At 60.2% G+C, this 26,627-nt stretch carries 17 protein-coding genes and 1 pseudogene; 11 read left to right on the top strand and 7 right to left on the bottom strand.

Annotated elements, in window-relative coordinates; translation table 11 throughout:
- Window positions 1-629: 629 nt before the first annotated feature.
- Complete coding sequence (locus SM764_RS19710; RefSeq protein WP_368948771.1) at window positions 630-3,155, bottom strand: glycosyltransferase; 2,526 nt, start codon at window positions 3,153-3,155, stop codon at window positions 630-632.
- Window positions 3,156-3,214: 59 nt separating this feature from the next.
- Window positions 3,215-4,555, bottom strand: coding sequence for a phosphoglucosamine mutase (glmM, locus tag SM764_RS19715; protein ID WP_368948772.1), 1,341 nt, complete (start codon window positions 4,553-4,555; stop codon window positions 3,215-3,217).
- A 199-nt stretch (window positions 4,556-4,754) separates the two neighbouring features.
- On the opposite strand from glmM, the gene wecB reads away from it, so the two are divergent.
- The 3 genes from wecB to SM764_RS19730 all read left to right on the top strand — a co-directional run bounded on the left by wecB (window position 4,755) and on the right by SM764_RS19730 (window position 7,586).
- Window positions 4,755-5,870, top strand: coding sequence for a non-hydrolyzing UDP-N-acetylglucosamine 2-epimerase (wecB, locus tag SM764_RS19720; RefSeq protein ID WP_368948773.1), 1,116 nt, complete (start codon window positions 4,755-4,757; stop codon window positions 5,868-5,870).
- A 33-nt stretch (window positions 5,871-5,903) separates the two neighbouring features.
- A complete protein-coding gene (wecC, locus tag SM764_RS19725) occupies window positions 5,904-7,160 on the top strand; it encodes a UDP-N-acetyl-D-mannosamine dehydrogenase (protein WP_368948774.1) in 1,257 nt (418 codons plus the stop codon).
- A gap of 129 nt (window positions 7,161-7,289) precedes the next feature.
- Window positions 7,290-7,586, top strand: a complete 297-nt coding sequence (locus tag SM764_RS19730; protein WP_368948775.1) for a hypothetical protein — start codon at window positions 7,290-7,292, stop codon at window positions 7,584-7,586.
- 28 nt (window positions 7,587-7,614) lie between these two features.
- Here the strand turns inward: SM764_RS19730 and SM764_RS19735 are convergent, their stop codons facing one another.
- Window positions 7,615-9,183, bottom strand: a complete 1,569-nt coding sequence (locus SM764_RS19735; RefSeq protein WP_369002545.1) for a glycosyltransferase family 4 protein — start codon at window positions 9,181-9,183, stop codon at window positions 7,615-7,617.
- 126 nt (window positions 9,184-9,309) lie between these two features.
- On the opposite strand from SM764_RS19735, the gene SM764_RS19740 reads away from it, so the two are divergent.
- From SM764_RS19740 to SM764_RS19770, 7 genes and pseudogenes are all read left to right on the top strand, one after another.
- Complete coding sequence (locus tag SM764_RS19740; RefSeq protein WP_368948778.1) at window positions 9,310-9,846, top strand: hypothetical protein; 537 nt, start codon at window positions 9,310-9,312, stop codon at window positions 9,844-9,846.
- Window positions 9,843-11,885: a glycosyltransferase family 2 protein gene (locus tag SM764_RS19745; RefSeq protein WP_369002546.1), complete on the top strand. Its 2,043-nt coding sequence runs from the start codon at window positions 9,843-9,845 to the stop codon at window positions 11,883-11,885. The genes SM764_RS19740 and SM764_RS19745 overlap by 4 nt, the downstream gene beginning before the upstream one ends.
- 219 nt (window positions 11,886-12,104) lie before the next feature.
- Window positions 12,105-12,284 (top strand): annotated as a pseudogene (locus tag SM764_RS19750) (integrase core domain-containing protein); the annotation flags it as partial.
- A gap of 290 nt (window positions 12,285-12,574) precedes the next feature.
- Window positions 12,575-13,693, top strand: coding sequence for a GDP-mannose 4,6-dehydratase (gene gmd, locus SM764_RS19755; protein ID WP_369002547.1), 1,119 nt, complete (start codon window positions 12,575-12,577; stop codon window positions 13,691-13,693).
- 4 nt (window positions 13,694-13,697) lie between these two features.
- The gene (locus tag SM764_RS19760) at window positions 13,698-14,633 is read left to right on the top strand and encodes a GDP-L-fucose synthase family protein (RefSeq protein ID WP_369002548.1); all 936 of its coding nucleotides are present in this window, start codon (window positions 13,698-13,700) and stop codon (window positions 14,631-14,633) included.
- Entirely contained in the window at window positions 14,630-15,796 is a 1,167-nt protein-coding gene (locus SM764_RS19765; RefSeq protein WP_274834076.1) for a DegT/DnrJ/EryC1/StrS family aminotransferase, read from the top strand. Before SM764_RS19760 ends, SM764_RS19765 begins: the two co-directional genes overlap by 4 nt.
- 49 nt (window positions 15,797-15,845) lie before the next feature.
- Window positions 15,846-17,297, top strand: coding sequence for a mannose-1-phosphate guanylyltransferase/mannose-6-phosphate isomerase (locus SM764_RS19770; protein WP_369002549.1), 1,452 nt, complete (start codon window positions 15,846-15,848; stop codon window positions 17,295-17,297).
- A 35-nt stretch (window positions 17,298-17,332) separates the two neighbouring features.
- Here the strand turns inward: SM764_RS19770 and SM764_RS19775 are convergent, their stop codons facing one another.
- Entirely contained in the window at window positions 17,333-18,394 is a 1,062-nt protein-coding gene (locus SM764_RS19775; protein WP_369002550.1) for a peptidase G2 autoproteolytic cleavage domain-containing protein, read from the bottom strand.
- Between the two features lie 241 nt (window positions 18,395-18,635).
- Between SM764_RS19775 and SM764_RS19780 the strand changes: the two genes are divergently transcribed.
- The gene (locus SM764_RS19780; RefSeq protein WP_369002551.1) at window positions 18,636-20,933 is read left to right on the top strand and encodes a calcium-binding protein; all 2,298 of its coding nucleotides are present in this window, start codon (window positions 18,636-18,638) and stop codon (window positions 20,931-20,933) included.
- A gap of 5 nt (window positions 20,934-20,938) precedes the next feature.
- Here the strand turns inward: SM764_RS19780 and SM764_RS19785 are convergent, their stop codons facing one another.
- From SM764_RS19785 to SM764_RS19795, 3 genes are all read right to left on the bottom strand, one after another.
- Window positions 20,939-22,333, bottom strand: a complete 1,395-nt coding sequence (locus SM764_RS19785; protein WP_369002552.1) for a M10 family metallopeptidase C-terminal domain-containing protein — start codon at window positions 22,331-22,333, stop codon at window positions 20,939-20,941.
- Window positions 22,334-22,525: 192 nt separating this feature from the next.
- Window positions 22,526-24,241 (bottom strand): calcium-binding protein, encoded by a 1,716-nt coding sequence (locus SM764_RS19790; protein WP_369002553.1) that lies wholly within the window; start codon window positions 24,239-24,241, stop codon window positions 22,526-22,528.
- 159 nt (window positions 24,242-24,400) lie between these two features.
- A complete protein-coding gene (locus tag SM764_RS19795) occupies window positions 24,401-26,623 on the bottom strand; it encodes a nidogen-like domain-containing protein (protein WP_369002554.1) in 2,223 nt (740 codons plus the stop codon).
- Window positions 26,624-26,627 lie beyond the last annotated feature (4 nt).

Below are 26,627 nucleotides of genomic sequence, written 5' to 3' on the forward strand. Positions count from 1 at the left end.
TGGTGCTCCTTCAAGATGCCAATGATCTGTTCTTCGCTGAATCGGCTCTTCCGCATCGTTTGTCTCCTCGTTTGGAGAACAGGCTAACTTCAAACCGCGGACTTTTCAGGGGAGCAGGTCATTCGAAACGTCGATCCCGACATGGATCGTCGGGTGTTCTTTCGTCATGCCTTCCTCCATCGCAAATACACGGCACTTGCCGCTATGCGATCAGGATACAGGCTGAACCGTCATGCGCGCGCCGCTGGAAAAGACATGCGGTCTTACAGTCAAGCCGCCAACCGATGGGCGACAAGCCCGCGCTTACGATCCACGCGAACCGCCTTGGCGGATCAATTTGACTGTGCAAAATCGCTTGACTGAGACGCCCCCGTTACCGAAGTCCTGATCCTAGCAGAAAACTCCAGATTCAAACGATCCAATTTTTAGGGGGCAGAGCAGCCTCAGATCCTTCGATTCTTCGGTCATGTGCGGGCGGCCATAGCTGCCCAGGGACAGGCGGAACTGTTCTCGGATATGTGCCAAGACGACCATGCCTTTTGCGCTAGCTCTGACTGAGCGGCCGTCTGCGCAAGTCCCGATGCCCTAGCGGGCGGACACCAATGAGGTTGGCGATAGACGTCCTGAACTTATTGGCCATCTCGGTTCAGAAGAAGGGCATCAAGTTTTGAGAAGATCCTATCGCTGCCATAGCGGTCCACCAGAAGTGCCCGGTTTGCCTCGAGTTCCCGTTGTCGTGCGGTGGTGTCCTGCGCGCGGAAGCGTATGATTTCGTGAGCTGCGGCAGCGGTGTCTTGAATGACCCAGCTGGGAGAAAAGAGCTGTCCAGCATCGTCTCTCTCCCAAATCACGGGGTGGCAGCCCGTGAGGACACCGTCGGCCAATGCGTAATGAAAGCTCTCAGTGTCGCTGGGGGACAGGATGTGATCTATCTTCTGGTAGAAGACCGCAACATCATTGCCCCACCCATAGAAATGTACTTTGCCCTGCAGGACAGGATCTTGCTCTATCCTGCCGAACTCATGTGCGAAGCGCTCCATTTCCGAAGCACGGCTCGGATGAAGCATAAACGGCAGTTCATGCGGCTGCGGACCTTTTAGATGTAGATGGGCCTCATGCCCTTTGGCATGAAGGTCCAGTATAAGATCTAGGGCTCTATCAAGACGCTTGCTCATCGGGATCATGCCAACCATGCCGAGATGGATCGCGCTAGAAGGCGCTTTGGGCCTAAATAGGTATTCCTGATCGAGTAAGAAATTGGGGATAACAACCGTTTTTTCTTCAGGCCATCCGAACAGTTTGATTGCCTTTTGCCGCACCCATTCTGTTACGAAAACGAAATGGTTTACGTTTTCGTACCGGATTTGGGGGCCGAACTTGCGGGCCCGGTCTCGGACTTCTTGCGCATGCACCCGCACGATCAGGTTTTGGCCCGGGCGGATGTTCTGGGAATGCCAAGCCGCATTCGCCAAGCCCCATTCACAAAAAACTGTATCCGCGGTTTCAAGCAGTCGGCGGGAGCGTTGCTCATTTTTGGGCTCACCCCATTCCCAGTCATCGTAGCTGACCCGGTGCCCCTGTGTTTTCAGGCCGGAAAAATAGGCGTGGCAGAACTTTGGATCATGTGCCGCCAGGATGATGTTCCTGCGCGGGGATGGGGCTGGGTGCTCCAGGACGTGATCGAAGTGAGCGCTTTGTCCGGAAATCGCATGGCGGTCATATAGGGTTTGGCGCAGTTCCGGATCGATTGCAGGCGCTGTACGGGACAGAATAGCCCGGAAGTCATCCAGGTCCTTGGCATAGAACGGGTAGTCTTCTTCGAGGACGCCAGTGTTCACAGGGCTGGGGAAGGCAATACAGGGCAGGCCTGCAATCACATTCTCCACCAGCTTGCTGGACAATTCCAGAGTGTGGTTTTCGAAGTCGGCCGGGCGCCAGCACCATACGAAATCCATACGCCGCATTTCTTTGAGAACGTCCTGGCGCTCCATGGCTCCCAATTGCCGCGCCTGGATACGTTCCAGGAGAACCGCTGTCTCATGTCTGAACTTTTTGTTTTGCTCTGCAGTTCCGGCTCCGGACACCTTATCGCCGACCAGAGTGACTTCGATATCAAGACCTTCGGAGCGGAGCGTTTCCACCCAGCTGGCAAGTTGCCGAATGCCCCATTGCGGTGCGATTTTGCCGGCGTAACCAATGCGGATCGTCCGATCTTCGGTGACGGCGCGGGTGGCTTTGAAGAAGTTGTCCGGCACAGGGGGCGGCAGCGGAATAGACCGGAAGGGCACATCGGTAAACTCTCGCAATAGAGCTTCGATCTGAGGGGTCTGCACCAGCAATGCAGCGGACTGGCGGGCAATGACATCCACCGCATTCGCGGCCTCTGGTTTGGGCTGGATGCCTGCGGGAGTGTGTTCGTAAATGTCAGTCAGATAGGCATAAACCCGCTTATACAGTTGGCGGTCCGCCATCAGGGTTTGTGTTGCGGTCAGGCCGCGTACAAAGATTGCCGATAGCTCTGGGAGAAGATGATCAAGACCCCGGATCAGTGCTGCGCAGTCGGTTACCGACAGGATGTCCGTTTTCAAGGCCGTATTGCCCGGTGTGATAAACAGCACGTTCGGGTGTTTCAGCAGATCCCCAACGACTGCATCACGACGGATTGGTTGCTTGGAAACGATGATGACTTTCTGCGTTCGGGACAAGATCCTCGCCATCGAGGCCATCCATATCGCCGATCCATCGACCGTGTTCAGATCGATATCTGCATAAAGGAGCCGCCGTGTATTTCCAAAACCTCTGAAGGTAATCAGGTCTTGATATGGCGTCGCCATATCAACGTATTTTGTCTTTATATCCGAGCGTATTTTCCGGGCGTATTTCTTGAAGTCCTGATGTTCGGTTGTGGGCGAATTTCCGATGGCGGAAGAAAAAAGCGCCTCAAACCTCTGAACGCATAGATCGACCGCAGCCTCCTCATCCATTTTACCTGCCAAGGTGAGGCAGCTTTCAAGTTGAGAAACGGATGAGCTATGTGAGATCGCGGCGCGCAATAGCACATACGAAGATAAATGCCTTGAGGTGCCGTGCAGATGCCAGCCAGATGACAGCAGGCCATCCACGAAATCCGGTAGCGGAAGATCAATGTCTTTCATTGAGTGGCTCATATTGCTGTTCGGTGGCCGTCAGGGTGGATGAAATCATTCACCCTCTATCATGAGGAAGATGTAACGGCCTGTGCGACATTGGCGACGACTTTTTGCAGCAGGGCTTCGTCCAGACTTTCTCCCATGACCCTGATCAGGGGTTCGGTGCCGGATTTGCGGATCAGCAGGCGGCCGCTGCCATTCAGATCCGCTTTGCCGTGGCGGATTGCCTCCTGTACGGCGGTCTGCTCCAACGGGTCCTGTCCGGGCGTGTAGCGCACGTTCTGCAAAAGCTGTGGCACAGGGGTGAACTGGCGGGTGAGGTGACTGGCTTTCTCGCCGGTTTCTTTCAGAAGCGCCAGCACTTGCAAGCCTGCCAGCAACCCGTCGCCAGTTGTGGTGTTATCGGTGATCACGATATGCCCCGACTGCTCGCCGCCCATGTTAAAGCCGCCTTGACGCATTTCTTCCACCACATAGCGGTCTCCCACTGCGGTGCGGCGCAGCGTGATGCCTTGCTCTGCCAGATAGGTTTCAAGGCCAAGGTTCGACATTACCGTGGCCACAAGCGTGTTGTGTTTAAGCATGCCTTTGCGGGCCCAGGAGGTGGCAAGCAACGCCATGATCTGGTCTCCGTCCACCACCGTGCCGGTTTCATCCAGCATGATGATGCGATCGGCGTCCCCGTCCAGGCAGATTGCCAGATCCGCACCGGTTTCCAGCACGGTTTTGGCGGCCAGTTCAGGGGCGGTGGAGCCGCAACCCTTGTTGATATTGTAGCCGCTTGGCGTGATCCCGATTGGAATGACTTCGGCGCCAAGCTCCCAAAGCACCTCCGGTGCGGCCTTGTATGCGGCGCCATTGGCGCAGTCGACCACGATCTTCAGACCGTCAAAGCGTACCTGGCTTGGGATGGTGGTTTTGGCATATTCCACGTAGCGTGCAGCGGAATCGTTCAGACGGGTGACCTGGCCGATATGATCGCTGTCCGTGATCACGCTTTTGGCCTCTAGGATGGCCTCAATCTCCCGCTCTGCCTGGTCCGACAGCTTGAACCCGTCAGGGCCGAAGAATTTGATACCGTTGTCATGATGCGGGTTATGGCTGGCCGAAATCATCACTCCCAGATCTGCGCGCATTGAGCGGGTCAGCAGGCCCACGGCCGGAGTGGGCAGGGGCCCCAGGGCAAAAACGTCCATGCCAGCGGCCGTGAAACCGGCGGTGAGTGCGTTTTCCAGCATATAGCAGGAGCGTCGAGTGTCCTTGCCGATGACCACGCGCCGGGTTTTCGAGGTGGCGTTGAAGTACTGCCCGACGGCGGCTGCAAGATCGACCATGAAGGGGGCCGTCATCACACCTGTATTGGCCCGTCCGCGGATCCCGTCTGTTCCAAAGTATTTGCGTGTCATTCTCGGGTTCTCCAGTCATTACCGCATTGGGAAACAGGCGATGTCCTATGCTTCCCAATGCTACTACCGGCTGTGCAGTTTACGTGCAATCGACTTGCCTGTTTTTTAACTCATTTGCCTGCACGGTTTGCCGGTTGTAATTGAAAGCAGAGTTGCTAGAACGCGAAGTGCATGCAGTGCATCGAAGCGAGGGTACGTCTTGAAAGTTCTCATGGTGTTTGGTACCCGCCCTGAGGCCATCAAGATGGCGCCGGTGGTAAAGCAGCTGCAAGCCACGCAGGGTCTTGAGGTCGATGTCTGCGTGACCGCTCAACATCGTGAGATGCTGGATCAGGTTTTACAGCTTTTCGATATCACGCCGCGGTTTGATCTGAATGTGATGAAGCCCGGCCAAGATCTGACCGATATCACCTCGTGGATCATCCAGGCCCTGCGGGACGTGTTGAAAGATCATCGCTATGATCGGCTTCTGGTGCATGGGGATACCACAACGACAATGGCAGCTGCCATGGCTGCATTTTATGCTCAGGTGCCAGTTGGGCATGTTGAAGCCGGTCTGCGCACGGGGAATATCTATGCGCCTTGGCCGGAGGAAATGAACCGCATGTTGGTGGGGCGGATCGCCGATCTGCATTTTGCTCCGACCGAGACGGCCCGGCAGAACCTTCTTGCGGAAAATGTCTCCGATGACCGTATCGTTGTTACCGGCAATACGGTGATCGATGCGCTGCAACAGGTAGTTGCGCAGTTCGAGATTGATCCGGCGCTGAATGCGCAGATGCAGGCGCGTTTCCCTTTCATCGAGGGTGGTCAGCGCATGATCCTAGTGACCGGTCATCGACGTGAAAGCTTTGGTCAGGGTTTTGAGAACATCTGCCATGCATTGCGGGCGATCAGCGAAGAGGGCGATGTGCAGGTGGTCTATCCCGTGCATCTCAATCCGAATGTCCAAGAGCCGGTCAGGCGGATCCTTGGGGGTGCGGCGAATGTACATTTGATCGAGCCGCAGGATTATCTGCCATTCGTGTGGTTGATGCAGCGTTCCTATTTCTTGATCACCGACTCTGGCGGTGTGCAGGAAGAGGCTCCAAGCCTTGGCAAGCCGGTTCTGGTCATGCGCGAGACGACCGAACGCCCCGAAGCTGTAGAAGCGGGTACCGTGCGGCTTGTGGGAACCGATGCCGACAAGATCCGCAATGAGGCTCTGAAATTGCTGAGTGATACAGAAGCCTATGAGAGCATGGCGCGGGCCTTGAACCCTTACGGGGATGGCAAGGCCTCGGAACGTATCGCTGCAACTTTTCTGAGCGTCTGACCTACCCTTCTAATCTGACAGATAGAGAGAAAAATGTTCGACCGTATTTCAATGATTGGTCTCGGCTATATCGGCCTGCCGACTGCCGCTCTGTTTGCCGCCCGTGGGATTGAGGTAATCGGAGTGGATGTTTCTTCCAAAGTGGTTGAGACGATCAATGCTGGCAAGATCCACATTGTTGAGCCTGAATTGGACGGGATCGTGCACAAGGCGGTGAGCGACGGCAAGCTGCGCGCCACGCTTCAACCTGAACCGGCCGAGGCATTCATGATTGCGGTGCCAACCCCTTTCAAAGACTGCTACGAGCCAGATTTAAGCTATATCCAATCGGCCGCGACGATGATCGCCCCTGTTCTAAAGGCGGGTGATCTGGTGGTTCTGGAAAGCACATCCCCCATCGGTGCGACCGAGCAGATGGCAGTGTGGCTGGCACAGGCGCGCCCGGATCTCAGCTTCCCGCAAACCGCGGGTGAGGGGGCCGATGTACAGGTGGCTCATTGCCCCGAGCGGGTTTTGCCGGGGCATGTGGTACGCGAACTGGTGGAAAATGATCGTATCATCGGGGGCATGACTGCCCGGGCGAGCGAGATGGCCACCGCGCTTTACAAAAAGGTCGTGCAGGGGGACTGCATCGTGACCGATGCCAAGACCGCCGAAATGTGCAAGCTGACCGAGAACAGCTCTCGCGATGTACAGATTGCCTTTGCCAACGAGTTGTCGGTGATTTGTGATAAGTTTGGCATCGATGTCTGGGAGCTGATCTGTCTGGCCAATCGTCATCCCCGGGTCAATATCCTGCAGCCTGGCGCTGGCGTTGGCGGTCACTGCATTGCAGTGGACCCCTGGTTCATCGTCGCTTCGGCGCCAGAAGAGGCCAAGCTGATCCGCGCTGCCCGTGATGGGAATGACACCAAACCTAAATGGGTGCTGCAAAAGGTGCGCGAGGCGGTGATGGAAGTGCTATCCGCTGATCCGTCGCGATCGATGTCTGACGTTAAGGTGGCCTGCTTGGGTCTGGCCTTCAAACCGAATATCGATGACCTGCGCGAAAGCCCGGCGTTGGGGATCACTTTGGAGCTCAGCAAGCTGGGGTTTCAGGTCTTGGCGGTGGAGCCGCATATCGATGGGCTCCCCACCAAGTTGGAAGGAAGTACCATTGTGCTTTCGGAGTTGGACGAGGCATTGGCTGTGGCCGATGTGGCTTGCGTTCTGGTCAAACACTCTGCCTTTGAAACGCTCAGGGATAAATTGCCTGAGGGCCTGAAAGTGATCGACGTGGTCGGGTTGTGAGGTTGCGTGGTCCGGCGGCAGGTCGGGGCTAAGGGAGCGGGTTGCGGTTATTGTGCGTGTTGGGTTGAATGGGCTTTCCGTCCTTGTTCCTTTAATGGTGCTAACTCATAAAGAAGACGTATTTCCTTGATGACTGAGAATGTAGGACTGGTGATGGAACTTTCTGATCAAACTGAACTGTCTGATCTGCGCAAGCAACTTTCGGCGCAGGAAAAGGTCTTAGAGGAGCGCTATGCGGATATTGCGATTCTTGGCCAGGAAATCGCAGCAAGATCTCAAAAAATCACAGATTTGGAGGATCAGCTCAAGGCGGTGCAGCAGGAGCGTGATCGTTTCGCGGAACGTGTCAATGCACTGGAGCATAGCATGTCTTGGAAAGTGACGGCACCGTTGCGTAAGTTGTCTCTCGCTCTTCGGAGATCCTGAGCCTGCATCAATTTTCATATCTAACTATTCAACATGGTTGCACCAAACGGTTCAGCCTGTCGTTCATGATGTCTGCAATACGGCTCCAGGAATACTGGAGTTGTGCGCGCTGACGGGCTTTGTGCCCCAACTGCGCGCGCAACTCCGCATTCGTGAGCAGTACTGTCAGTTGGCGCTGTAGATCCTCGCGATCCCCCTTGGCAAAGACCAGTCCGCTTTCGCCATCTTTCAGCAGACCTTGCATGCCCCCGACCGACGACAGGACAATGGCTTTGCCGGCGGCCATCGCCTCTACCGGTTTCAGCGGCGCAACCGTTTCGGTGACCGGAAGCGGACGGCGGGGAAACACGCAGATATCGAACACTTCCAGCCAGTGCGCGACCTGCTCTGGAGGCACCCGTCCTGGCATGACGCACCAGTCCCCCAGCCCCAGTTCAACCGCTTGGCGGCGCAGGGTCTGGCTCACTGGGGTCCCACGCACTCCGGTGCCCTTTTCATCGCCGACTAGCACGAGCCGGAAGCGATGGCCTGCGGTCTTCAACCTGGCAGCCACAGCGATCAGATCCTCCAAGCCCTCATAGGCTGGGAAGCTGCCTGCATAGCCGATGACCGGCACGCCTTCCGGTAAATTCAGGTCCGCTGCCAGCCTTTTGCCATGGCCTGTCGGGGCAAAATGGGCCGGGTCGCAGCCATTGGGCAAAAAGGTAACCCCCTCTGCGGCCAGCCCGCGGGACATCAGTGTCTGGCGCATTGGCTGCGACAGGGTAAAGACGTGGTCGGCCTGCAGCGCAACCTGGGTTTCCAGCCAGCGTTCATAGCGGTACTGCGGCGTGCCGAGAAACTCCGGTTCCCGGGCTGTGCGGCTCAACTCCCAAAAGCCGCGCATTTCATATGCCATGGGCAGGTCAAGACGCCGGGCTGCGATTTGTGCGGGCAAGGCGCAGGCATGGTTCGAGGCCGCCATTACCACTTCGGGGCGCAGATCCAGAAATCGCAGTGTGAGCATATCAGCGCTTTCGCGGACATAGGTCGGGTAATTCTGCCAATTCCCGAATTGCGGTTCGGGGGTGCGCAGGTAGGATAAGCTTGAAACCTCCTCCTCAAAGGATCCGGCGTGGACCAAATCGGTCAACAGCACCGTCGGGTCCTCATCCCAGGGGAAACCGGGGCGGGTCAAGCACTGTAGATCCGCGCCGTCATTGTGCAGTGCCGAGGCCAGGTGCTGCGAACGCAAGGCATAGCCTGTCGAGATCCAGGGCAGGCTACTATACAGAACATAAGCGACACGCCCAGGCACTGGCGCCCAGTCCTTGGGGCGCGCGGGCTGTGGCAGCCGACTCAGAGCAAACATATGCTCTGCGCGCTGCTGCAACCTCGATTGGGCCGGACCATCCGGCAACTGCGCAAGCGCTACCGCAGCGCACTCGGGTTCCGCGAGATCCAGCGCCGCTGCTGCCAGCGCAAGTTTGTCGCTCTCACCATTGGCCTCCGCAAGCGCTCGACGCAGCAATCCCCTAGGCTCATATTCAGGCTGCCGCATTGCTAGTATCCGCCCAGCTGCCATATAGCCCTGCGTCAGGCCTTTATCATGTTGCATTGTTCTCTCATTTGACGGTGCCGATATATTAGCTCACCTTCTTTACGTTCTCTTTTCCCAATGGACAAACCAAAGCGGACACGGCACTACAAGCACCCAATGAATCAATATTTTGGGGTGCCTCTCATGATTGATAATATTGCTGCTGGACCAGCGGAAAATCTGAACTATTCTCTTGCAATATGGCGGGACGGACAAACCAGCGGCAATCTTTCCGAACAGACTGAAATCCAACCAGGCATTGCCCTGCATCCGGATCCTGAACTCAAGCTGCAAGGCCACTGGTCTTCTCCTGCCGGGAGATTACTAGAATTGGATGTTTCCACCAGCGGCGAGGGGAACTGGTTCGGACTGCATATGGAGCTTGGCGGCATCGATCTGTCTCATGCTGGCATTATAGGCATCGCCTGTCGCAGTGCCGCGCCGACGATTGAGGTGGTCCGCGTATGCATCCGCTCGGGTCGCAGCGAAGGAGGCTTTGACGATTGTTTTTTCACAAAGCGTATTTTGGCACATCCGGAGGCCTCCAGCCATCTTGACGCCTTGCCGATCGGCCAGCAGCTGGACCTGCCGCCCCAAGCCCCCTGGCGTGAACTGATCCTGTTTCTGCCCCTGCACAGTTTCCGCTTGCACCTACACGATCTGCGTCTCTTCATCGTATGACTTTAACCGTCATAATCCCTGTACATAATGATGAAATTCACCTGCACCGCTTGCTCAGGCATATGCGGCAATTGAATTTCGCTAGCCATGTAATCATCTGCGACGATGGTTCAGAACCTGCGGTTGCTTTTGATCCGTTGCCGACCGCAGTAGGCCTGCCCCCGGAACAGATCACACTGTTACGTCAGGAAATCCCGGGCGGTGCGGGCGCGGCTCGCAATCTTGCGCTTCAACATGTGGCAACGGATCATGTGATGTTTCTAGACGCGGACGATCTGCCGCTACGAGAGTTGCCGGACCTGCTGCGAGACCTAGTAGGCAAAACATTTGATTTCTGCATCTTTCAGCATCACGATAGCCGCCGCAGCACAGAGGGCAAATGGGGGCAAATGCCTTCAGATCAGCACCTATGGCACGCGGCTGCCGCGGATGTGGGATCTTTGTCAGTGGTCTCCTCCACTGCGGCGCTCAACTTGTGCCAGACTGCCAATTACCCGTGGAACAAAATCTATCGTACTGATTTTTTACGTGAGCATGATATCCAGTGCACCGAAATCATGGTTCACAATGATATCGAGTTGCATTGGCGCAGTTTTCTCAATGCAAGAACCATATTGGCAAGCGACCGGGTCGGAGTGGTTCACTACGTTGCCTCCGATCAAAACCGACTGACCAATCGCAACGGCCCCGAGCGCCTCCAAGTTTTCACGGCACTGTCTCGTGTATCTGCCAAAATCCAGTCTTCGGAAAAGCACCGTCCTTTTGCCATTCCCTATTATCGTTTTGCAACTGGCCTTCTACATTGGATTAACGGCTCTATCCGAACTGACCTGCAGCCCGAATTTGCGCGCCAGACCCGAGATTTCATTCAGGCTGAAGTACCGACGGACATCCAGGCTATGATGACCAAGGATCAAGACACCCCTCTTGAACCTTCAGTTGGTGATCTTTCGGTACGCTCGATGGTTAGTCCCGTAATCCTAGAAAAACGGCCTGAACAGCAAGTCTGGCTACATGTTGGCCTGCCTAAATGCGGATCGACGACTCTTCAGCAGCATATGTCGAAATCTGCAGAACTGCACCAAACGCAGGGGGTCTGTTATCCACAAAGCTGGCGTGCTCCGGACGGCTACCGCAACCACCTGCCGCTGGCCAAATTGGCACCGGAATCTTTGCCGCAGGCCCTAGACGAGATTATCTCTGAAGCGCTCAACCGGCAGTGCAGCCGCATCGTGCTGTCATGCGAACATTGGACCAACGCCTTTTCCAGCAGCAACCTGCTCCGACTTCACGCAACCTTGCGCGCTCAGTTCCCTGATTGGCAGGTCCGGGTTGTGGCTTATTTCCGCAACCCATATGATTTTGTGGAATCCTCTTATGCGCAATATGTCCGGGCCGGGCTGTTTCAAATCTCCCGCCGCCGCTTCTATGCTGATGGTGCGCCTTCGATCGAGAAATTTCTTGCCTGTTTTGAAGATAGCTGGGGCTTCCCACTCTATTCCAATTTGCAGTTTGCCCGCCTTCTGACGGAGCATTTCACCTCCGAAGAACTTCTGTTGCGTTCAATTAGCCCACAGGATCTTGCGGAGCCGGATATGCTTGCCGATTTCTGCCGCCTTCTGGAGCTGCCCGCCCCAGAGACTACGCAACGGAGCAACCAGCGTGTTAGTATTCGCAAGCTTGCTGAGCTGGAATATGTGCAGACGCTCACGGATCTGGAGGGTTTTGCTCGCCTGCGTCCAAAGTTGCTACAAACGAATGTCACGGGTTCTGCAGATCTCGATATCCTCCGCAGCTCCACGTTGCATATCGACCTTGAAACCGCAGAGGCGATCACGCAGCAAATTGAGAAAGAGCGGGCAGAGCTGCGGAAGATATTTTCGACAGGCATCAAGGGCTTGTGCGAGATCCGCAGTACGACATCCCCGTCAGGCTGGGTTCGCAGCGATCCTCTCAGTGAAAACGACCGGATTGCACTACGGGCATTCGTAAATTCCCAGATGTGCTCAAAAAGTAAAAAGCCGACTGTGGACCTCTAAAAGGCAGTTTGATGCATATGTATCACGGGGGCTTTGACAGGCTATATGAACTGCACCGGGTTTTCCGGAGGCGGATTGATCTAAGTTATGCGGCCATGTCTGATCTTTCCAGAGCCGCGTATAAGTGAAGTGGTCCCACCTTTTCGGATAGTTTTGCAGCTTTGCTAAGGTGTATCGGGTTTAGGTTTCATGCTGCTTATTGCTCTTCCAAGCCCGCCCAATATGCGTCACCGGGCGGAATGCCTGAACGCACACTGGTTCATGAGCCTTGCAGATGCCCGCGAAAAGCTGGAGGATTGGCGTCGGCACTACAATGAGGATAGACTCCACAGCGCAATCGGATACAACGTCCCGATTGCCATGCATTATCCCGATGGCGTCACCAGCCCGTCATCGTGACAGAGCCGGAAAAATCCAGCTTCTGGCGGTCCAAGGTTGGGGCTCAGAGCACAAACCTGCAGACTCTCGTTATGAACGAGGGGCCAGTGGGGGGCAGGTCACATCCTACTCAAGAGTTGGAGCATCCGGCAAACCCGGTGCGGTTCAGTAAGCGGTGTGTAGTGGGCCTGACCTGAGCCCGCATGAACGATTGTGCCATATAAGCTCTTATGAAGAATTGCGCTTGCAGTGCTACAGTATGGGCCGTACCTCCTCTATTAAGACGATAAGGTGCGAAGACGAGGAAAAGCATGAAAAAGGCGCTGATCACCGGGGTGACGGGGCAGGATGGCTCCTATCTGGCGGAGTTTTTGCTGGAGAAGGGCTATGAGGTGCATGGGATCAAACGCCGTGCCTCCTCCTTCAACACGCAGCGGGTGGATCATATCTTCGAGGATCCCCATACCGACAATGCCCGTTTCAAGCTGCATTACGGCGATCTCACCGACAGTTCCAACCTGACGCGGATCCTGTCCGAGGTGCAGCCTGACGAGGTCTATAACCTTGGCGCGCAGAGCCATGTGGCGGTCTCCTTCGAGGCGCCGGAATATACCGCCGATGTGGATGCCATGGGCACTCTGCGCCTCTTAGAGGCGATCCGCTTCCTGGGGCTGGAAAAGAAGACCCGATTTTATCAGGCCTCGACCTCGGAACTCTATGGTCTGGTGCAGGAGGTGCCGCAGACCGAGACCACGCCCTTCCACCCGCGTTCTCCTTACGCGGTGGCCAAGATGTACGCCTATTGGATCACGGTGAACTACCGCGAGGCCTATGACATCTACGCTTGCAACGGCATCCTGTTCAATCACGAGAGCCCGCGCCGCGGCGAGACCTTTGTCACCCGCAAGATCACCCGCGGTCTGGCCAATATCGCGCAAGGTCTGGAAGACTGCCTTTACATGGGCAATATCGATGCGCTGCGCGACTGGGGCCACGCCAAGGACTACGTGCGCATGCAGTGGATGATGCTGCAGCAGGACGCGCCGGAAGATTTCGTCATTGCCACCGGCGTGCAGTATTCGGTGCGCCAGTTCATCACCTGGAGCGCCGCCGAGCTGGGCCTCACCCTGGAGTTCACCGGGGAAGGCACCGATGAGGTTGCCACCGTGGCAGCCATCGAAGGCGACAAGGCCCCGGCGCTGAAGGTGGGCGATGTCATCCTGCGCATCGATCCGCGTTATTTCCGCCCCGCCGAGGTGGAGACCCTGCTGGGCGATCCGGCCAAGGCCAAGGCGAAACTGGGCTGGACGCCGGAGATCACCGTGCAGGAAATGTGCGCCGAAATGGTCCGTGAGGATCTGAAGGTGGCGCAGCGCTCCCGCGTGCTGATGGAGCACGGCTATGACACGCCGGTGGCGCGCGAGGACTGAGGGGATGAGTGCAAAACCACGTCTGTTCCTCACCGGCGGCGGCGGCATGGTGGGGCGCAATGTTCTGGATCACGCGGCAGCGGCCGGTTGGGAGATCCTGGCGCCGCGCAGCCGCGAGTTGGACCTGACGGATGCGGCTGCCGTGGCCACCTATCTGGAGGCGCATAAACCCGATCTGGTGATCCATGCGGCGGGCCGGGTCGGCGGCATTCAGGCCAATATGGCCAATCCGGTGGCCTTTCTCGATGAAAACCTCGCCATGGGGCGCAATGTCATCATGGGGGCGCGGGCCGCGGGTGTTTCCCGGCTGATCAACCTGGCCTCTACCTGCATGTATCCGTGCGAAGGGGAAAACCCGTTGCGCGAGGAAAGCATCCTCACCGGCGCGCTGGAGCCCACCAACGAAGGCTATGCCCTGGCCAAGATCATGGCCATGCGCCTGTGCGATTACATCCGTCAGGAGGACCCTGGCGCGCTCTACAAGACGCTGATCCCCTGCAACCTTTATGGCGCCTACGACAAGTTTGACCCGAAACATTCGCATCTGCTGCCGGCCATCATCCACAAGGTGCATCAGGCCATGAAGACCGGCGAGGCCGCGGTGGAGATCTGGGGCGATGGCACCGCGCGTCGCGAATTCATGTTCGCCGCCGATCTGGCTGATGCCATCTGGAAGGCGGCAGAGGATCTTGAGACGCTGCCCGGCGCCATGAATGTCGGCCTGGGTCACGATCATTCGATCAACGATTATTACGCCACCGTGGCCGAGGTGATCGGCTGGCAGGGCTCCTTCACCCATGATCTGAGCAAGCCCGTGGGCATGAAGCAGAAGCTCTGCTCGACCGAGCGCCAGACCGCCTGGGGCTGGCAGGCGCCGACCTCCTTGCGCGACGGGATCGCGCAGACCTATCGCTATTATCTGGAAAGCGGACACGCATGACCTTCACATACCCTCTTGCCACCTCCTCCTGGGATCAGGCGGAACAGGATGCGCTGCAGCGCGTGATCGCTTCGGACATGTTCTCGATGGGCCCCGAGGTGCGCGCCTATGAAGAGCAGTTTGCCGCCCAGTTCGGCAGCAAGTTCGCCGTCATGGTCAACTCCGGCTCCTCGGCGAACCTGTTGATGACTGCGGCGCTCTGTTTCACCAAGAACCCGGATCTGAAGCTGGAACGCGGCGATGAGATCATCGTCCCGGCGGTCAGCTGGTCCACCACCTATTACCCCCTGGGCCAATACGGTCTCAGGATGAAATTCGTCGATATCGACCGCGAGACGCTGAACTACGATCTGGCGGCGCTGGAGGCGGCCATTACGGACAAGACCCGCGCCATCATGGTGGTGAACCTTCTGGGCAACCCCAATGATTTCGACGCCATCCAGGCGCTGATCGGAGATCGCAAGATCGTCATGATCGAGGACAATTGCGAATCCATGGGCGCCACCTATGGCGGCAAGGAAGCCGGCACCTTCGGCGTCATGGGCACCTATTCTTCGTTCTTCTCGCACCATATCTCAACCATGGAAGGCGGTATGGTGGTTACCGATGACGAGGAACTCTACCACGTCATGCTGAGCTTGCGCGCCCATGGCTGGACCCGCAACCTGCCGAAATTCAACCATGTCACCGGTGAGAAGTCGGATGATCCTTTCGAGGAAAGCTTCCGCTTCGTGCTGCCGGGCTACAACCTGCGCCCGCTGGAGATGTCCGGCGCGCTGGGGCAGGAGCAGCTGAAGAAACTGCCGGGCCTGATCGAAGGGCGCCGCGCCAACGGGGCGCTGGTGCAGGAAAAACTCGCCGATCATCCCAAGTTCATGATTCAGCGCGAGATCGGCAAATCGAGCTGGTTCGGTTTCTCGCTGGTGATCCGCGAAGAGGCGGGGCTGACACGCGCCGATCTGGTGAAACAGCTGGCGGCCGCCGGGTTCGAATGCCGCCCCATCGTGGCCGGCAATTTCGCCAAGAACGAGGTGATGAAATATTTCGACTATGACATTCACGGTGCGCTGACGAATGCCGATTACATTGATGCAAACGGGCTGTTTGTCGGCAATCATCACTACCCTCTCCCCGAGGCGGTAGCGGCCCTGGCGGCGCTCTGATCCGCGGCGGCAGGCGCCCGGCAGGCAGGACAGCATAAAGGAACAGGCGATGAGCGCATCTTCAACGATCACTCCCATCTTGTTGTGCGGTGGCTCCGGCACCCGGCTCTGGCCCCTGTCCCGCAAAAGCTACCCCAAGCAATTCGTGCCACTGGTGGGTGAGGAAACCCTGTTTCAGGCCTCGGCCAAGCGGCTGTCGGGGACAGGGTATGCGGCGCCCATGGTGCTGACCAACTCCGATTTCCGCTTCATAGTTACCGAGCAACTTGCAGGTATCGGCATCGACCCCGGCGCCGTGCTGATCGAACCGGCGGGGCGCAATACCGCGCCCGCGGTGCTGGCGGCGGCGCTTTACCTGGAACAGAGCGACCCGGAGGGGCTGATGCTGGTGGCGCCTTCGGATCACGTGGTGCCCGATGCGCCCGCTTTCCGCACCGCGGTTGCGGCCGGGCAGGCCGCCGCCGAGGCCGGTCAGATCGTCACCTTCGGCATCAAGCCCACCCATGCTGAAACCGGCTATGGCTATCTGGAACTGGATGGGGGCCCGGGCGACTTCACCCCCCGCGCCATCGGCCTGAAACGCTTCGTGGAAAAACCCGATGCCGCCCGCGCCGAAGAGATGCTCGCCTCGGGGCAGTTCCTGTGGAATGCCGGGATCTTCCTGTTTTCGGTGAAAACCATTCTTGCCGCCTTCCGCGCCCATGCGCCGGATCTGCTGGCGCCGGTCACGGCATCGATTGCACAAGGGGCGCCGGACCTCGGATTCTTCCGGCTCGATCCTGCCGCCTGGGACGGTTGCCCGGATATCTCGATCGACTATGCGGTGATGGAAAAGGCCGACAATCTGACCGTGGTGCCCTTTGCCGCCGGCTGGTCGGACCTGGGCGGCTGGGATGCGGTCTGGCGCGAAAGCGCCCCGGATGACCGGGGGGTTGTCACCACGGGGGCGGCCACTGCGATCGATTGCGACAACAGCCTCATTCGCTCCGAGGACGAAGGGCTTGAGGTGGTGGGGATCGGCCTTCGGGACGTGATCACCGTGGCGATGCCCGATGCGGTGCTGGTGGCCGATGCCTCCCGCGCGCAGGACGTGAAGCTGGCGGTGGCGGCGCTGAAGGAAAAATCCGCCAAACAGGCCACCGAATTCCCGATGGATCACCGCCCCTGGGGCTGGTTCGAAAGCCTGGCGGTGGGCGAGCGGTTCCAGGTAAAGCGCATCCATGTGCATCCCGGCGCGGCGCTGTCATTGCAAAGCCACCACCACAGATCGGAACATTGGATCGTGGTCGAAGGCACCGCCAAGGTCACCGTCGATGATGAGGTGCGCCTCGTGACCGAAAACCAGTCGGTCTATATTCCGCTTGGCTCGGTTCACCGGATGGAGAACCCCGGCAAGGTGCCGATGGTGCTGATCGAAGTGCAGACCGGCAGCTACCTCGGCGAAGATGACATCATCCGCTACGAGGATGTCTATGCCCGCGGCCAGGGCGCAAAAGGGTAGGAGCCACGGGGTAAGGTGCCAAGGCGGAGGGCGGCTCAGCGCAGCAACCATTCCTCTACGCTGTCTGACACCTGCCGCAGCCTGATCCAGCGCGCATCCGTGGGCTGGCCCCGGCGCAGGCGCAGCTTGCCAATGAGACCCACCATGGCCCATTCGGCCCGCTCCGCGCGCGGCACATAAGCGCGGGTGGGGTCATAGGCGGGGTTCAGACGGCGGCTCTGCTGGCCATCCGCGTCTTCCTCCCACAGGGGGCTGCCCAGATCGTCGCGCAGGTATTTGCCGCGCCAGCCGCCGGTATCGCCGCCGCCCAGCACGGAAGGTGTGACAGAGACCACGCCGATGGGAGCCTCGCCTGCCGCGGCCGGGCGGATCTTGCCGCCGTCCAGCGCCACTGCCACCCCGCGCCGGTCCGCGCCCGAAGGATTGCCATCGGCCCATTCGAAATATTCCGCGTAATCGGCGCCGCCGCCGATAAGGGCGCCATCGGCCAGAACATCGCCGTCGCCGGTGATGCGCAGCGCCTCGGTCCAGCTGCTGCCGTCGCTTGAGACCTTGATCGAGAAATCGTCATCGCCCAGAAGGCCCATCTCGGCCCGTCCGCTCCAGCCCGACTGGAACAGCAGCGCACCGGTGTCGGGGGCGGCGGCCTTGTTGATCTTCAGCTGGTGTCCGGCACCGTCGTGGGTCAGCAGCGTGGCCGGGGCGGCAACTGCCAGACGGTTGCTGGCATCGGCGCTGGCGTTGAGGCCCAGATGCGGCGGCTGGCGCCAGGCGCTGCCATCCCAATGGCGCAGTTCTTCCTCGGCCAGACCCCAGGCGCGCCAGCCGGGCTGCGGCGCCAGGAACAGCCAGCCTTCACCCTGCCAGATGGCCAGACGGCCTGCTTGCCCAGCCCAGGCGCCGGTTGGCGTGGCCCCAAGCGCCCAGGTATCGCCCGGCGCGGGGTCGGCAGGCGGGGTCTCGGCGTCAAAGGCGGCGACGCGCATCTGCACCAGCGCATCCAGCATCTGCAGCGCCTCGTTATGGGTCACGTGTTTCTGCGCCTGTGACGGCATCAGATAGGGCAGGGACAGGATCGGGGAGGTCTGTTCTGGCATGTGCTGGGCGGCTCCGGAGGCGAAAAGGGCGGAACACAGCCTGCCCCGGCGAGGGTCAAGGCGAGGCTAACCGGGCGGGCGCGGTTCCGGCAACGCGGGCTAGTCCTGCCCAACTCCGATGATTGTCTTCAATATGTAAACAATATTCCCCTTTTCGCCCCATTCCCGGTCCCAGTGTGGACACGGGGGGTGCCGATCTTCGCCACCGTGATGAGTGCGGTCAGGTCGGAGATGCAGACTGATGGATATTGTGTTTGCGCAGCATTTCGAGACGGGAAACCCTCTGTTCGATCAGGATCTTCGCGATCTTGCGGTGCAGGAGACGGAGAGTGGATCGGTGCTTTATGCGGTGAATGGCCGGGGCGGCGGCATGACCCTGTTCCGGCTGGAGGGTTCCGGCGCCGCGCGCCCCGTCGGGGCAGAGGACAGCCGCTTGCACGGGCGGGTAACGGCCGAAACCGGAGAGGTGCTGCTGGCGCAGATCGGTGATGAGACCCGGCTGCTGCTGCAGGAAACGGGGCAAAGTGATCTGCTGTTTCACCGCCTTGGGGTCGGAGGTCAGGGCGCTAGCAGCCTTGGCGATCAGCAGCAGCAGGATCTGCCCGGCGCCGCGGCGGGTGGCCTCGGGGCGCTGGCGGCGCTGACGCTGGCGAATGGCGATACTGTAATCTACGGCATCACCGGGTCCGGCGGGCGCCTGTCAGGCTGGCGGCTGGACGCAGAGGGCCGGATGCAGGGCGCGGTTGTCACGGCCGGGGGGGATGCTGCCGATCTGCATCCGGAGACGGTGGCGCTGGCCCTCGGCGGTCCGGCCGGGGCACCGCTGTTGTTTCTGGCCGAAGGCGGCACCTTTCAGGGGCTGCGCAGCTACCGGGTCGATCCGGGCTCCGGCGCGCTGACCCCAGCGGGCAGTTTCGGCGTCGAGGACGGCCTGCCGGTGGGCGGCGCCAGCGCGGTCGCAAGCTTTGAGGCGCATGGCCGGACCTGGGCCTTGCTGGGGGCGGGCGGCAGCGGCTCGCTCAGCCTGATGTCGGTGGCGCGCAACGGCGCGCTGTCGCTGTCCGATCAGCTGAACGACACCGCCACCACCCGGTTCGGCGGGCTGTCGGCGCTGGAGGTGGTGACATTGGCGGATGGCACCGTGCTGGTGCTGGCAGCGGGCAGCGATGACGGGATCAGCCTGCTGCGGATGCTGCCTTCGGGGCAGTTGCTGCATCTGACCAGCCTGGCCCACGACAGCGGCTTGGGGCTGGAGAATGTGACGGCGCTGGAAACCCTGGTGACGGGCGAGACGCTGCAGGTCTTTGCGGCTTCGGGGGCGGCGGGCGGTATCAGCCGCTTTACCCTCGATCTGTCGGATCTGGGGCAGGTGATCACCGCCAGAACAGGGCAGACCACGGTCGCAGGAGGTGCGGGCGATGATGTGCTTCGGGCGCAAGGGACCGGCAGCACCCTGCGGGGCGGCGATGGCGCCGATGTCTTCCTGCCGGAGGTGGTATCCGGCTGGGTGCAGATCGAGGACTTCACCCCGGGTGAGGATGTGCTGGATCTGTCCCTGCTGACGGGGCTGCGCAGCATGGCGCAGCTGCAGGTCACAGAGCTGCGCGACGGGATCCGCCTGAAATTCGGCGACACGGTGGTGGTGGTGCAAAGCGCCGATGGCGGCGCGCTGGACCTTGCCGATCTGTGGCCGGGCGGGCATTTCAGCCACCCCGACCGGGTGGCCCTGGGGGTGACGCTGGCGGATGGCATTCAATACGGCGGTGGCGGCAATGATCAGCTGGGCGGCGGCAGTGGTGATGATACGGTGCAGGGTCTGGGCGGTGATGATCTGCTGCTGGGGCGCAGTGGCGATGACTGGCTGATGGGTGGCGATGGCGCCGATGTGCTGAAGGGCCATGGCGGCACCGACCACCTGGAGGGAGAGCGGGGCAACGACCGGCTGATGGGCGGGGCGGGTGATGATCAGCTTTATGGCGGCAGCGGCGCCGATGTGCTGAAGGGGCAGAAGGGCAATGACCGCCTGTTTGGCGCGCAGGAGGATGATGTTCTGAAAGCGGGTGGCGGCAATGATCAGCTACACGGTGGCGATGGCGCGGATACGCTGAAGGGCGGCGGCGGCAGCGACGGGCTCTGGGGCGATGACGGGAGTGACAGGCTGTTCGGTCAGGGCGGACGTGACCGGCTTTTTGGCGGGGACGGCGGGGATCGCCTGTCCGGCGGCGGCGGCAAGGATGTCCTGATGGGCGGGGCGGGCGATGATCAGCTCGACGGCGGCAAGGGCCGTGACCGGCTGGAAGGCGGCGCCGGGGCGGATGTCTTCGTCTTTGCCCGCAACCACGGGGGGGACCGGATCCGGGATTTCACCCCGGGGGAGGATCTGATTGACCTGTCAGATCTGCCGGGACGCGGTTTCGGCTTTGACGATCTGGAGATCAGCCGCCGCCCGGCGGGCACATGGATCGACACCGGAGCGGGGCATCTGCTGCTGGAGGACCTGCGCCCGGGCCAGATCGATGCAGATGATTTTCTGTTCTGACGGGATCAGAATAAAAAGTCCTCGGCGCCAAGATCGCCGATTTCCTGGTGCCGCAGGGTCAGAAGATCGCCGTCTTCATCCTCGATCACCACATGGCCGTTGCGGCTGCGCATGTGGCTGTCGCTGAGGTCCTGAAAATCTTCGATGCCAGTGGCATAGGTCAGATTGATCCTGTCCTCGCCGACGGTGAAATCCCGGATCCGGTCGCTGCCGCCGGAGAAAACAAAGACATCAGCGCCCTTGCCGCCGACCAGAAGGTCGCGCCCGGTGCCACCGTCCAGCTGATCGTTGCCGCTGCGGCCCAAAAGCCGGTCACGTCCGCCCTGACCCAGCAGGCTGTTATCCGCGCCATTGCCGCGCAGGCGGTCGTTGCCAGAGCCGCCCCAGGCGTCTTCGATGAAATTGATCACCGCGCCCTCCTGGCGCACCGCAGCGGCCATGGCGATATTGTCGTTGATATCGCCGATCGAGGAATAGGTCCCGGGACGCAGGTTGATGCGGCTGTCGGTGGTAAGGCCCGAGGCATCGATCAGGTCCTGCCCGCCGGCATCCCAGATGGTCAGGATCACATCGCGGTAGCGGCCATCTTCGCCCTTGACCTGCATGCCGCGCGCGTTATCGGCATTGCTGGCGTATTGATATTCCAGCGCGCCGCGCATGCCGCCGCCATCGCCGAAATAGACCGTATCGCTGGTGCGGGTGGTGGTATTGGCGCCGTAAAGCTCCTGCATGGCCTGGATGTCCCAGAGCATCGGTGTCAGCGGAAAGGCCTGTTTAAGCGCACCGTCGCCGCGTTCCTCCGGGTGGGCGGCATAGGACATCACCGTATATTGGTTGCTGGTCCTTGGATTACTGGGGGTTTCGTTCGGATGATGGAGGCCCAGGGCATGGCCCAGCTCGTGCAGGTAGGTGTTCCAGCTGGTGTGGCCATAGACCGGCCCGCCGTCGTCACCGGCGCCCGCGAGGAACTGATCGCGGTTATTGCGATTGATCCAGACATCGCCTGCGCGCGACGGGGTCTCGCCCAGATCCTCCGCATCGGGAAACCCCGAAACAAAGCCGAAGAGGTAGCGGTCGCGGAATTCGGTGCTGGCAAAGGTGACGTCCCCGACCCCTGCGCCCGCGATGGTGCCGGGCTGCAGGTTGACGCCCGAGACCTCGTTCCAGGCGGCGACTGCCTGCAGGGCCATCGCCTGTTCGCTCGCGGTCATGGAAAAGTCATTGTCGAAAGAGACCCGGCCGCCGCCGACCCGCCAGGCGTCCTGGATGCCGTCTCCATCGGTGTCGACAGCCCGGTTATAGCCCGGCATGTCCGCGTCGAGGAAGGAATAGCGCACGCTGCCGCTGCCGTCATGCCAGCTGTCACCGAGGATGGATTGATAGCTGTTCCTGCGGGCCATGGGCGTTCCTGCTTTTCAAATGCAATGGGGATCCGGGACGGATCTCGTAAATCTCTTTAAGCCGCTTTGCCCTGTCGTTGGGTTAAGGCCGGGCCGCCGACCTCAGAAGGGGACGGGCGGGGCGGAAAAGGGAGCTGGAAATGGGGGCCTTCCCCGGCGCCAGACCACTGGGCCGGGGAAGGCAGAAGCGGATCAGAACAGGAAATCGTCCGCGCTCAGATCGCTGATATCGCGGTTCACGAGGATCATGCTGTCGCCGTTATCGTCGGTGATCACCACATTGCCGCGCGCTTCGCTCAGGTGGTTGTTGCTCAGATCGGTGAAATCGCTAATCCCCTCGGCGCTGCTGAGATCGATCTCGTCGGCGCCACCAAAGCCTTTGACCTTGTCGCGGCCTTCGGAAAAGACGAAGGTATCGCCGCCTTTCTGGCCGATCAGCAGGTCGTTGCCGGCGCCGCCATCCAAGGTGTCGCGGCCGCCGCCACCGATCAGTTTGTCGCGGCCGTCCTCGCCATTGAGCCGGTCGTGGCCGCCCTTGCCCTTGATGGTGTCATTGCCGCCGCGGCCATCAAAACGGTTGTCGCCGCGGTTGCCCACCAGCGTGTCATCGCCTTCGCGGGAGCCGCGCACGTGTTCGATGCCGCGAATGCTGTGGCTGAAGGCCTCGTCGCGCCAGGTGCCGGTGGCCTCATTCCGGCCAAGGTTTACCTCGACGGCATCGACGCCCGAGCGGTCATAGCGCAGCCGGTCATAGCCGCCGCGGCCGTCCAGGGTGTCCTCGCCGGCCATCAGGATGAAGCTTTCGTTCTGGCCCGATCCGATCACCTTGTCATCATACATGCCAGTACGGATTTCGGTGATCTGCCCATCGCCCGCAATCCGGTCGGCGCCGCCCATCCCGTCATCGATAACGCGGCCACGGTTCAGTTTGGCGACCACGCCGCTGTCTGCGTTGATGTAATCCAGCCGCACCGCGCCGTCGCTTTCGCCGATGACGAAACGGTCATTGCCGCCGCCCCCGCGCAGCTGCAGCCAGCCGCCATCGGCCGAGGTAACGCGGAAGACATCTCTGTAATCGGTGCCTACCACGCCAAGCCCGCCGATATCGGCGCCGGCCAGGATCGGGTTCTGCACATCCACCAGCCGGGTGCGGCCATTGCCGCCCTTGTCGATCAGCCCGGCATTGGCATTGCCGTCGATTTCCACGGTGATGCCTTCATCAAGATCCGAGTGATCCAGATGCACATAGCCGCGCTCCAGATCCGAGAAGATCACCCGGTCGCGGCCGGCGCCTGCCTGGATGAAATCCTCATTGGAATTGTCGAGCGGGTTGATGGTGTCGTCGCCGACTCCGCCGATCAGGACATCATCGCCGTTGCTGCCGGTGATCAGGTCGTTCTCGGTCGAAGAGTCAAAGAAGGTGGTCAGCGGGATCTCTTGGTTCGGGGCAAAGGTGCCTGTTGCCGGGCCGACCGACTGGATGCTGTTGTCAAAAGCATTCCACTGGTTGCGGGTGCTGATGTCGGGCAGGGGATCGCCGTCCAGCACGAAGATCGCATCGGCGTCCACATTGCTGTAGCCATCGACCTCAGCCTCAAAGAAGGTCATCACCAGCACCGTGGTGGTGCGGATGGTGCCGCCATCATTCCAGCGTACCTCAAGGATCGAGGCTTCGTCCTCGTCCAGCGGGCCGCCCTCGATGTAACCGGTGGCACCCTCCACCCGGATATCCGCAAGCGGCTGGTTCGGGTCTTCGGAATTGGCGGAATTGGTATAGCGCAGCGTCGAGGTATCGCCGGGCACAAAAATGGACAGGTCAATTCCTGTTTCAACACCGCGGATCACGTCTTCTTCGCCCTGGAGGCTGCTGCGCAGCACGGCAATACCGGTCAGGCTGTAGGTTGTCATGGAGGAGGGTCCCTTCTACTGGTCACACAGGTCACTGCCCCAGAATACCGGCAGCAAATCTACCGGATGATTTTAACGATTCTCGGCCTCAGAAGAACAGAAAACAGGCCCGGGTGCGGAAAAAACCCCGGGCCCTGATGCGCCTGAAATACAATGCAATCAGAACAAGAAATCATCTGCGCTAAGCTCGCCCATTGTGAGGCCTTCCAGCAGCATCGAATTTCCGGTCAGATCGCGGATCATGACACCCTCGGCTTCGTCGCTGGCGTGGTTGGTCATCACATCGCTGAAGTCGGTGAAGGCGGCAACACCGGAGAGATCGATCACCTCGCCGCTGCGGCTGGTGTCGAAATCGCGCACCCGGTCATCGCCGTCGCTGAAGACGAAGGTATCGCCGCCGCCACCGCCGATCAGCAGGTCATTGCCGTCGCCGCCGTCCAGGAGATCGCTGCCACTACGACCTTTCAGCGTATCCCGGCCCGCGTCGCCGAACAGATCATCGCCGCCGCCGCCGCCGTTCATCTTGTCCTTGCCGCGCCCGCCCTGCATCAGGTCGCCGCCGCCATTGCCGAACAGCCGGTCGTTGCCACCTTCGCCCGCGATATCGTCGCTGCCGCGGCCACCGCGGATCACGTCGCGGGCGCCGCCGCCGCGCAGCTCATTGTCGGCATTGTTGCCGATGATCCGGTCCTTGGCGCTACCGCCCCAGGCATCCTCGATGAAATTGATCACCGCGCCATCCTGGCGCACCGCGGCGGCGACGGCGATATTGTCGGTCTCCTCGCCGATGGTGGAATAGGCACCGGGGCGCAGGTCGATCAGGCTGCGGGTCGACAGATCCGAGGCATCGATCAGATCCTGCCCACCGGCATCCCAGATGGTCAGGTAGACATCGCGGTAGGTACCATCCTCGCCTTTGACCTGCATGCCCAGATCGTTGTCGGCATTGGTGGCGTATTGATATTCTGCGGTGCCATGGGTGCCGCCGCCATCGCCGAAATAGACCGTGTCGCTGGCGCGGGTGGTGGTATTGGCGCCGTAAAGCTCCTGCATGGCCTGGATGTCCCAGACCATCGGCGTCAGGGAATAGGCCTGATCGCTCAGGTCTTCACCGGATTCGGAGGGATGCTCCACATAGGACATCACCGTGTACTGGGCATTGGTGCTGTCGTCATTGGGGGCTTCGTTGGGGTGGCGCAGGCCCAGGGCATGGCCCAGTTCGTGCAGGTAGGTGTTCCAGCTGGTGTGGCCATAGACCGGGCCGGTGCCTGGGATGAACTGGTCCTCATTGGCGCTGTTGATCCACAGATCGCCAGCCTTGGACGGGCGATCGCCCAGGTGGTCGGGATTGGGGAAATCGGCGACATAGCCGAACAGGTCGGGATCCTCGAATTCGGTGGCAGCAAAGGTGATGTCGCCGACGATTGCACCGTTGCGGACCTCAAACACCCAAAGCCCTTCGACGCCGGTGTTGCCGGTGGTGTTTTCCAGATTGGTGATGGCGCTTTCGTTGCCCGATTGCGGTAGTTCGAAGAAATCGGCGCTATTGCCGGCCGAATAGCCGGCCCGGGCCGGGGTGCCGCCCAGACCGGTCTCCTCGTCGCCGCCCGAGGCGGTGCCAGCCGACCAGTTGATATCCTCATAGCGGAAGACAATGTCGAAATCGCCTTCGCCTCGGTCATAAAGCTGCATCTGGAAGGAATTGCTGGGCTCGGCGTGCTGATCGTAGAAGCCGACATCCTCCCAGGTGATGGTGACGACATCGGCCTCGGCATCCACATCGACATAGATCGGCTGCCCGGCGCGGGTGTCCACATCGGCCCAGAAGGCGGCGATCATCGGGGTGGAGCCGGCCGAGATCCCGCTTGGGGTATATTGGGACAGGCCTGAACCGAAGGTGATATTGCCATTGGTGTTCACGTAGATCTGGCTGGCATCATATTCTTCGCCAAAGAAATTCAGCCCCTCCTCGAAGACCGCCGACATGTCCACCAGGGAGGAGCCGTCGTCATTGACGGGCAGGGCGCTGCCGCCCGCCGCGACCAGGGTGCCATCGCCGGTGACCGGGGTGCCGAATGTGCTGTCGGTGCCGCCGCGGGCGATGGTGCCGGGCTGCAGGTTGACGTTGGCCACCTCGTTCCAGGCGCTGATCGCTGCCGAGGTCATCGCCCGCTGTTCCACCGTCATCGACACATCATTGGTGAAGGGCACGATCTCCCCGCTGATGTTCCAGGCGTCCTTGGTGCCGTCGCCATCGGTATCCAGCTTGCGATAGTAGCGCGGCATTTCGGTGCCGATAAAGGAATAGGTGATGACGCCGCTGCCATCGTGCCAGGCTTCGGTGTCACTCACCAGAAGGGATCGGTAATCGTTAAAAGCCATCGCT

This window comes from Pseudophaeobacter sp. 1A16562 (assembly GCF_041008785.1).
Taxonomy (GTDB): Bacteria; Pseudomonadota; Alphaproteobacteria; order Rhodobacterales; family Rhodobacteraceae; genus Phycobacter; species Phycobacter gallaeciensis_A.

Coding starts and splice junctions, on each gene's coding strand:
- SM764_RS19710 (WP_368948771.1), bottom strand. CDS start 3,155: ATGAAAGACATTGATCTTCCGCTACCGGATTTCGTGGATGGCCTGCTG.
- SM764_RS19730 (WP_368948775.1), top strand. CDS start 7,290: ATGACTGAGAATGTAGGACTGGTGATGGAACTTTCTGATCAAACTGAA.
- SM764_RS19760 (WP_369002548.1), top strand. CDS start 13,698: ATGAGTGCAAAACCACGTCTGTTCCTCACCGGCGGCGGCGGCATGGTG.
- glmM (WP_368948772.1), bottom strand. CDS start 4,555: ATGACACGCAAATACTTTGGAACAGACGGGATCCGCGGACGGGCCAAT.
- SM764_RS19775 (WP_369002550.1), bottom strand. CDS start 18,394: ATGCCAGAACAGACCTCCCCGATCCTGTCCCTGCCCTATCTGATGCCG.
- SM764_RS19790 (WP_369002553.1), bottom strand. CDS start 24,241: ATGACAACCTACAGCCTGACCGGTATTGCCGTGCTGCGCAGCAGCCTC.
- wecC (WP_368948774.1), top strand. CDS start 5,904: ATGTTCGACCGTATTTCAATGATTGGTCTCGGCTATATCGGCCTGCCG.
- SM764_RS19785 (WP_369002552.1), bottom strand. CDS start 22,333: ATGGCCCGCAGGAACAGCTATCAATCCATCCTCGGTGACAGCTGGCAT.
- SM764_RS19765 (WP_274834076.1), top strand. CDS start 14,630: ATGACCTTCACATACCCTCTTGCCACCTCCTCCTGGGATCAGGCGGAA.
- SM764_RS19795 (WP_369002554.1), bottom strand. CDS start 26,623: ATGGCTTTTAACGATTACCGATCCCTTCTGGTGAGTGACACCGAAGCC.
- SM764_RS19770 (WP_369002549.1), top strand. CDS start 15,846: ATGAGCGCATCTTCAACGATCACTCCCATCTTGTTGTGCGGTGGCTCC.
- SM764_RS19780 (WP_369002551.1), top strand. CDS start 18,636: ATGGATATTGTGTTTGCGCAGCATTTCGAGACGGGAAACCCTCTGTTC.
- SM764_RS19735 (WP_369002545.1), bottom strand. CDS start 9,183: ATGCAACATGATAAAGGCCTGACGCAGGGCTATATGGCAGCTGGGCGG.
- gmd (WP_369002547.1), top strand. CDS start 12,575: ATGAAAAAGGCGCTGATCACCGGGGTGACGGGGCAGGATGGCTCCTAT.
- SM764_RS19740 (WP_368948778.1), top strand. CDS start 9,310: ATGATTGATAATATTGCTGCTGGACCAGCGGAAAATCTGAACTATTCT.
- SM764_RS19745 (WP_369002546.1), top strand. CDS start 9,843: ATGACTTTAACCGTCATAATCCCTGTACATAATGATGAAATTCACCTG.